Here is a 6,066-nt window from a genome sequence, read left to right on the forward strand (position 1 = left end):
CTGTTCTTCGCGCCGGAGCTGTCGACGTCCAACCGTGCCACCGTCGGCGGCATGATCAACACCGACGCCAGCGGCCAGGGCAGTTGCACCTATGGCAAGACCCGCGACCATGTGCTGGAACTGCATAGCGTACTGCTCGGCGGAGAGCACCTGCACAGCCAGCCGCTGTCCGCCGCGCAGTTGGACGCGGCTTGCGCGCAGCCCGGCCGTATCGGCGAAGTGTATCGGGTGGCGCGCAATATTCAGGAGACCCAGGCCGGTCTGATCGAGACGGTGTTTCCCAAACTCACCCGCTGCCTGACCGGTTACGACTTAGCGCACCTTCGCGACAAGCATGGGAGTTTCAACCTGAACAGCGTGCTGTGCGGCGCGGAAGGCTCGTTGGGCTACATCGTCGAAGCCAAGCTCAATGTGCTGCCTATTCCCAAGTATTCGGTGCTGGTGAACGTGCGCTACGGCAGCTTCATGGATGCGCTACGCGATGCCAACGCATTATTGGTGCACAAACCATTGTCCATCGAAACCGTAGACTCAAGGGTGTTGCTGCTGGCGATGAAAGACATTGTCTGGCACAGCGTCGCCGAGTATTTCCCGAGCGACGCCGGGCGCCGGACGCTGGGGATCAATTTGGTGGAGTTCAGCGGCGACGACGTGGCCGAAGTCAACGCGCGCGTAGCGTCGTTCGTGACGCATTTGCAGGTCGACATGACCATTGAGCGCCTCGGTCACACACTGGCCGAAGGTGCCGAAGCGGTAAGCCGTGTCTACACCATGCGCAAACGCTCGGTTGGGCTGTTGGGCAACGTCGACGGCGAGATTCGCCCGCAGCCTTTCGTGGAAGACACCGCTGTGCCGCCGGAAAAACTGGCCGACTACATCGCCGAGTTTCGTGCGTTGCTGGACAGCTATAACCTGTCGTACGGCATGTTCGGTCACGTCGACGTCGGCGTGCTGCACGTGCGCCCAGCGCTGGACATGAAAGACCCGGCCCAGGCTGCGCTGGTAAAGCCGATTTCCGACGCAGTGGCCGAGCTGACCCGGCGTTACGGCGGGTTGCTGTGGGGTGAGCACGGCAAGGGTTTACGCTCGGAATACGTGCCCGAATTTTTCGGCGAACTGTACCCAGCCCTGCAATCGCTCAAGGGCGCGTTCGACCCGCATAACCAGCTCAACCCCGGCAAGATTTGCACGCCGCCGGATGCCGCCCAAGGCTTGCTCAAGGTCAACGAAGTGACGCTGCGCGGTGACTTGGATCGGCAGATCGACGAGCGCGTCTGGCAAAGCTTCGGTACCGCCATGCACTGCAACGGCAACGGCGCCTGCTACAACTACGACACCAACGATGCGATGTGCCCGTCGTGGAAAGCCACTCGTGAGCGCCAGCATTCGCCGAAGGGCAGGGCGTCGTTGATTCGCGAGTGGTTACGTCTGCAAGGCGCGGCCAATATCGATGTCTTGGAAGCGGCCCGGGGCAAGTTGTTGTGGTTGAGCGGGTTGCCAGCGCGGCTGCGCAATAACCTGGCGCGTTCGCGCGGCGAGGTGGATTTCTCCCATGAAGTCTATGAAGCGATGGCGGGTTGTCTGGCCTGTAAATCTTGTGCGGGACAATGCCCGGTCAAGGTCAACGTCCCGGAGTTCCGTTCGCGTTTTCTGGAGTTATACCACGGCCGCTATCAACGACCGCTCCGTGACTACCTGATCGGCTCACTGGAGTTCACCATTCCATACATGGCTTATGCGCCGGGACTGTACAACGCAGTGATGGGCTCGAAATGGGTGAACCGCCTGCTTGAGCGACAGGTCGGCATGCTCGACAGCCCGCTGATCCACCGCCATGACTTGCAGGCCACGTTGACTCGCTGCAAGGTCGCGGTCGCCAGCGTGTCAGTCCTGCGCGAGCTGACCGTCGCGCAGCGTGAGCGCAGCGTGGTGGTGGTGCAGGACGCCTTTACCCGGTACTTCGAAACCCCGTTGCTGGCGAAGTTTATCCAGTTGGCGCATCAGTTGGGGTATCGGGTGTTTCTTGCGCCCTATAGCGCCAATGGCAAGCCGTTGCACGTACAGGGTTTCCTCGGTGTCTTCGCCAAGGCAGCGATCCGCAACGCCACTCAGCTCAAGGCGCTCGCCGATTGCGGTGTGTCGCTGGTAGGACTGGACCCGGCCATGACGCTGGTCTACCGCCAGGAATATCAGCAAGTACCGGGGCTCGACGAGTGCCCGAAGGTCTTGCTGCCTCAGGAATGGCTTGTCGACGCGTTGCCCGAAAACCCGCACACCGCGACCGAGACATTCCGTTTGTTGGCGCACTGCACCGAGAAAACCAATGTTCCGGCCAGTACTGCACAATGGGAAACCGTATTCGCTCGGCTAGGGCTCAAGCTGGTGACGGAGGCAACCGGCTGCTGCGGCATGTCCGGAACCTTCGGCCATGAAGCACGCAACCAAGGCAGCTCACGGACCATTTTCGAGCAGTCATGGGCCGGCAAACTGGATAAAAAGGGGGAAGCGCTGGCCACGGGTTATTCCTGCCGCAGCCAGGTGAAGCGCTTAACCGACAGGCAACTGCGTCATCCGCTGGAAGTGTTGTTGGAGTATACGCGCGAGGTAATGGGAGGCTTTCGGCGATAACCGGCTTTTGGTCTGGATATCTAAACCTTTTGTGTTTGAATCTGGATGCTCACGCCCACTTGAATTGAGCGGGGAATCTTGCGGTAAAGCACGTTCGAAACTCCGGCGTTGAGATCACGTGCAAGGTTCCGTTGTATGCGGTGGTAATCTGCGAGGCCATGTAAAGTCCCAGACCTAACCCTTCACCCCTTAGCTGATTTTTATTGACCTACAATGCAGGCTCTGAATTCACCCGCAAAGCCATCGTTTGCGGAGTATTGGGATGGCTCAATGAATTCCGGCAGTCTGGGGAAAAATCGCATCAGCGCCAACATCTCTGGGGTATTTCAGTGATGTTTTACGGCTCTGATCCGCATCAATACCTTCAGCAGTACCAGTGTTGCGACAGGCGCCATGATCATCACTGCCGTCCTTTGCGGCAAGTCCACTCCGACTAGATGAATGCCCGAGTACAGCAATTTGAACAGGCTCAGCACGTAATAGGTGATGGCGATAATGGACAGTCCTTCAACTGCCCGCTGAATCTTGATTTGTGCGTCGGCTCGGGCATTCAGGCTTTTCAAGATTTCGGCGTTCTGTTCTTCCATTTCTACCTGCACGCGGGCCTGCAAGAGTTCACCCAGATTGGCCACGCTCTTGGCTAGCACGTCGAGTCGCTGTTCCGTCACGGCGCAGTACCTTACCGTCGGTTTGAAGCGCCGCTCGATGAAGATACCCATGCGCTGGCAATCACCCGCGTGGTTCTCCCGCAGCTCTGCCAGCCGTTCGAAGACCAATTGCGCGTAGGCTTGAGTGGCGTTGAAACGGTGCCTGTGCTTGGCTGAAAGACTGACGACTTTCGCCGAAAGGGCCGCAATTTCCGTGAGCAGCTTCTTTGCATTGCTCGTATCGGGAGCAGCATTTCGCTCCGACAGCTCGGCCAGGGTTTTATCGAAAATATTGAGTTGTGAGCTCAACTGCTTGGCCGCAGGAAGCGAGAGCGAGGCCATCATGCGATAGGTTTCAATCTCGAGTAGCCGGCGAATCATTCGCCCCTGGCGGTAGGCGTTCAGATGATTATTGATGAACAGAAACTTGTTTTCGCCGCATTCGCCGAGCCTGAAGTCGCTCCATACCGCCGCATCGCCGCCACCAATGGATGAACCGCAAGGGTCCTTGAACCCATATTCCGCATGATCTCCGTTCCAGGAATGCTTGTTGCGAACTACGATTTGGACGCGGTTGATCAGCAGCTGGGTGTAAGGGCTGATTTTAGCCGTCAGGGCTTCAGGCAAGGGAATCCAGTGCGGGTTTTCCTTGGTAGTAGTCACAACATAGGTGAGGGTAAAGAACTCGGCGTGCCGCTCCCATTTCAGCCAGTGCTCATCCAGCTTGATGATGCCTTGGGGCGTTTCATCAGCGATGGGTTCGCTGTAGAGGCTTTTGAGGAGCGCCTTTCGTTCGCCATCGCTGCCCAAGATGGCCAGGTGAAACACGTGAGCCGGCTCGCTGAAGTACAGGGAAGGGCGGGCGTGCAGTTCGTTGTGCAGCGTATGTCGTAGCGGGTGCATGGTGCCTATGCCTTAAGCGCTGAGTCCTTGCCGCTGGTAATGATGCCCAGGACAAAGTGGGTCAGGATATCCGTGAGTTTTTGTTCTGGGACATCCATGCTTTGCCAGAGAGACTGTCCGTAGAGCATGCCGATGACGGCTTCTGTGATCAGGCCTGTATGGTCACTGATGGAGCCATAGTCACTTTCGTCACACTCAGCGGAAATGATGGCGCTCAACAGCGCGGAGTAGTTGCTCTTGAGCTGATTGATTTCCTGCTGCTGCTCATCGGTCAGATTGAAGAACTCTCGGGTGACCAGTAGCAGCCGATGTTTTTCGGCCAGGTTGAAAATCACGAACGCGTGGACGAAGCGCTGCAAGCGATCGCGGTGCGTCCTAGCACCGCGCATGCGTCGCTTGGTATCGGCGAGCAGGTCGGATACCGCGCCTTCAATCAGCTCGAACAAAAGGCACTGCTTGTTCTCGATATGGTTGTACAACGAACCGGCATGCAGCCCTAACTGACTGGCCAGGTCTCGCAGGCCGATGGCCTGGTAACCGCGCGTAGCAAAGAGCTTCAGTGCCACATCAAGCAGGCGGTCGCGAGCACTACTGAGTACGAGTTTCGAAGAGACGGTGGCCGCAGGCATTGTTCTGTCCTGTGTACTTGATCTGGAGGCTTGCCGACCATTGTCGGACAAAATCGGTTTGACCAAATGTAAGACAACAGGCATCTTACGTAAAGACTAATCGCGGAGGTGTTTTATGGATGGGCAAACGGTCGTAATCGTCGGTGGCGCTTCGGGTCTGGGGCTGGAAACTGCCAAGCTGATGCGCAAACGCGGGGCAGCGAAAATCGGCATCATCGATAGAAATGAGCAGTTGATGGCTGCCGCGGCGGAAGTGCTTCGCGCCGATGGTTGCGAAGTTGCCACAGCGGTGGGCGATATCTCTCGGCAGGAGTCGGCCCATGGCGCTTTCCAGCAAATCGTTGATGCGCTGGGACGCGTACATTGTCTGGTCAACAGCGCCGCGATTTATCCGCGCAAGGACATTTTCGAGATCACTGACGAGGAATGGGATCTGGAAAACGCGGTGAACATCAAAGGCACTTACCACATGATGGTCGCCGCGGTGAAACACATGCAGGCCTACGTGGCGGCACCTGCCGTGACCGGCCGCATCGTCAATGTCACCTCGGTCGACGCTTTCAAGGCTCATCCGCAGAACGCCCACTACGCAGCGACCAAGGCGGCGGTTGTCAGCCTGACCAAATCCTTTGCCCAGGCCTGTGCCAAGGATCAGATCCTGGTCAATTCGGTGGCGCCTGCAGGTTTCGCCACCGAGCGCGCAAAGCAATTGGGCTTCCTCGGTGAGCTGGCTGCGGCCAACCCGCTGGGCCGCGCAGCCGAGCCTGTCGAGATTGCCGAGTGGATCGTCATGATGGGCAGCAGTCGCAACAGCTATGCCACTGGTGAAAACGTGATTGTCAGCGGGGGCTACATCTATGCCTGATTCAGTATCGGTGCCGGCGATCTACCGTCGGGCTTTGGTCACGGGCGCCACCAGCGGTATCGGCAAGGCCGTAGTGCTGGCATTGCGCGATGCCGGTTTACAGGTGATTGCAGTCGGTCGCAGTCCCGAAGCGTTGGCCGAGTTGCGTTCGCAACCGGGCGTGACGGTGGTCGAGGCTGATGTGCGGCAAGTCGATGCATTCACCGAAATCCTGGCGCGCTACCCGGTGGATGTGCTGGTCAACAACGCAGGAGTCTTGTCCACCCGGTCCTCGTTCCAGGAAATGGACCCGGCGGAAATCGACAACATGTTTGACATCAATCTGAAGGCACCCTTGCACCTGACACGCAAGGCATTGCCCGGAATGATCGAGCGTGGCCATGGTCATCTATTC

Annotated in this window: 5 protein-coding genes and 1 pseudogene; 3 read left to right on the forward strand and 3 right to left on the reverse strand. The window is 58.1% G+C overall.

The features are described 5' to 3' along the window. Positions 1-2,628: FAD-binding and (Fe-S)-binding domain-containing protein (locus ACRESJ_RS02535; RefSeq protein ID WP_431756490.1), on the forward strand; the 2,628-nt coding region annotated here is incomplete at its 5' end. 49 nt (positions 2,629-2,677) lie between these two features. Here ACRESJ_RS02535 and ACRESJ_RS02540 read toward each other — a convergent pair. The 3 genes and pseudogenes from ACRESJ_RS02540 to ACRESJ_RS02550 all read right to left on the reverse strand — a co-directional run. Beyond that, a pseudogene (locus tag ACRESJ_RS02540) lies at positions 2,678-2,809 on the reverse strand (GAF domain-containing sensor histidine kinase); the annotation flags it as partial. Between the two features lie 145 nt (positions 2,810-2,954). Next, positions 2,955-4,178 carry a DUF3422 domain-containing protein gene (locus ACRESJ_RS02545; RefSeq protein WP_431756491.1) on the reverse strand — a complete coding sequence of 408 codons (1,224 nt, stop codon included), beginning with the start codon at positions 4,176-4,178 and terminating at the stop codon, positions 2,955-2,957. A 5-nt stretch (positions 4,179-4,183) separates the two neighbouring features. Continuing rightward, positions 4,184-4,807 (reverse strand): TetR/AcrR family transcriptional regulator, encoded by a 624-nt coding sequence (locus ACRESJ_RS02550; protein ID WP_431756492.1) that lies wholly within the window; start codon positions 4,805-4,807, stop codon positions 4,184-4,186. Positions 4,808-4,922: 115 nt separating this feature from the next. On the opposite strand from ACRESJ_RS02550, the gene ACRESJ_RS02555 reads away from it, so the two are divergent. Both ACRESJ_RS02555 and ACRESJ_RS02560 read left to right on the forward strand, forming a co-directional pair. Then, positions 4,923-5,672: an SDR family NAD(P)-dependent oxidoreductase gene (locus ACRESJ_RS02555; protein WP_431756493.1), complete on the forward strand. Its 750-nt coding sequence runs from the start codon at positions 4,923-4,925 to the stop codon at positions 5,670-5,672. Beyond that, a partial coding sequence (locus ACRESJ_RS02560) for an SDR family oxidoreductase (protein WP_431756494.1) occupies positions 5,665-6,066 on the forward strand: 402 nt, incomplete at its 3' end. The genes ACRESJ_RS02555 and ACRESJ_RS02560, both read left to right, overlap by 8 nt.

It is taken from the genome of Pseudomonas sp., assembly GCF_050739655.1.
In the GTDB taxonomy this organism is placed as follows: domain Bacteria; phylum Pseudomonadota; class Gammaproteobacteria; order Pseudomonadales; family Pseudomonadaceae; genus Aquipseudomonas.

Coding starts and splice junctions, on each gene's coding strand:
- ACRESJ_RS02555 (WP_431756493.1), top strand. CDS start 4,923: ATGGATGGGCAAACGGTCGTAATCGTCGGTGGCGCTTCGGGTCTGGGG.
- ACRESJ_RS02545 (WP_431756491.1), bottom strand. CDS start 4,178: ATGCACCCGCTACGACATACGCTGCACAACGAACTGCACGCCCGCCCT.
- ACRESJ_RS02550 (WP_431756492.1), bottom strand. CDS start 4,807: ATGCCTGCGGCCACCGTCTCTTCGAAACTCGTACTCAGTAGTGCTCGC.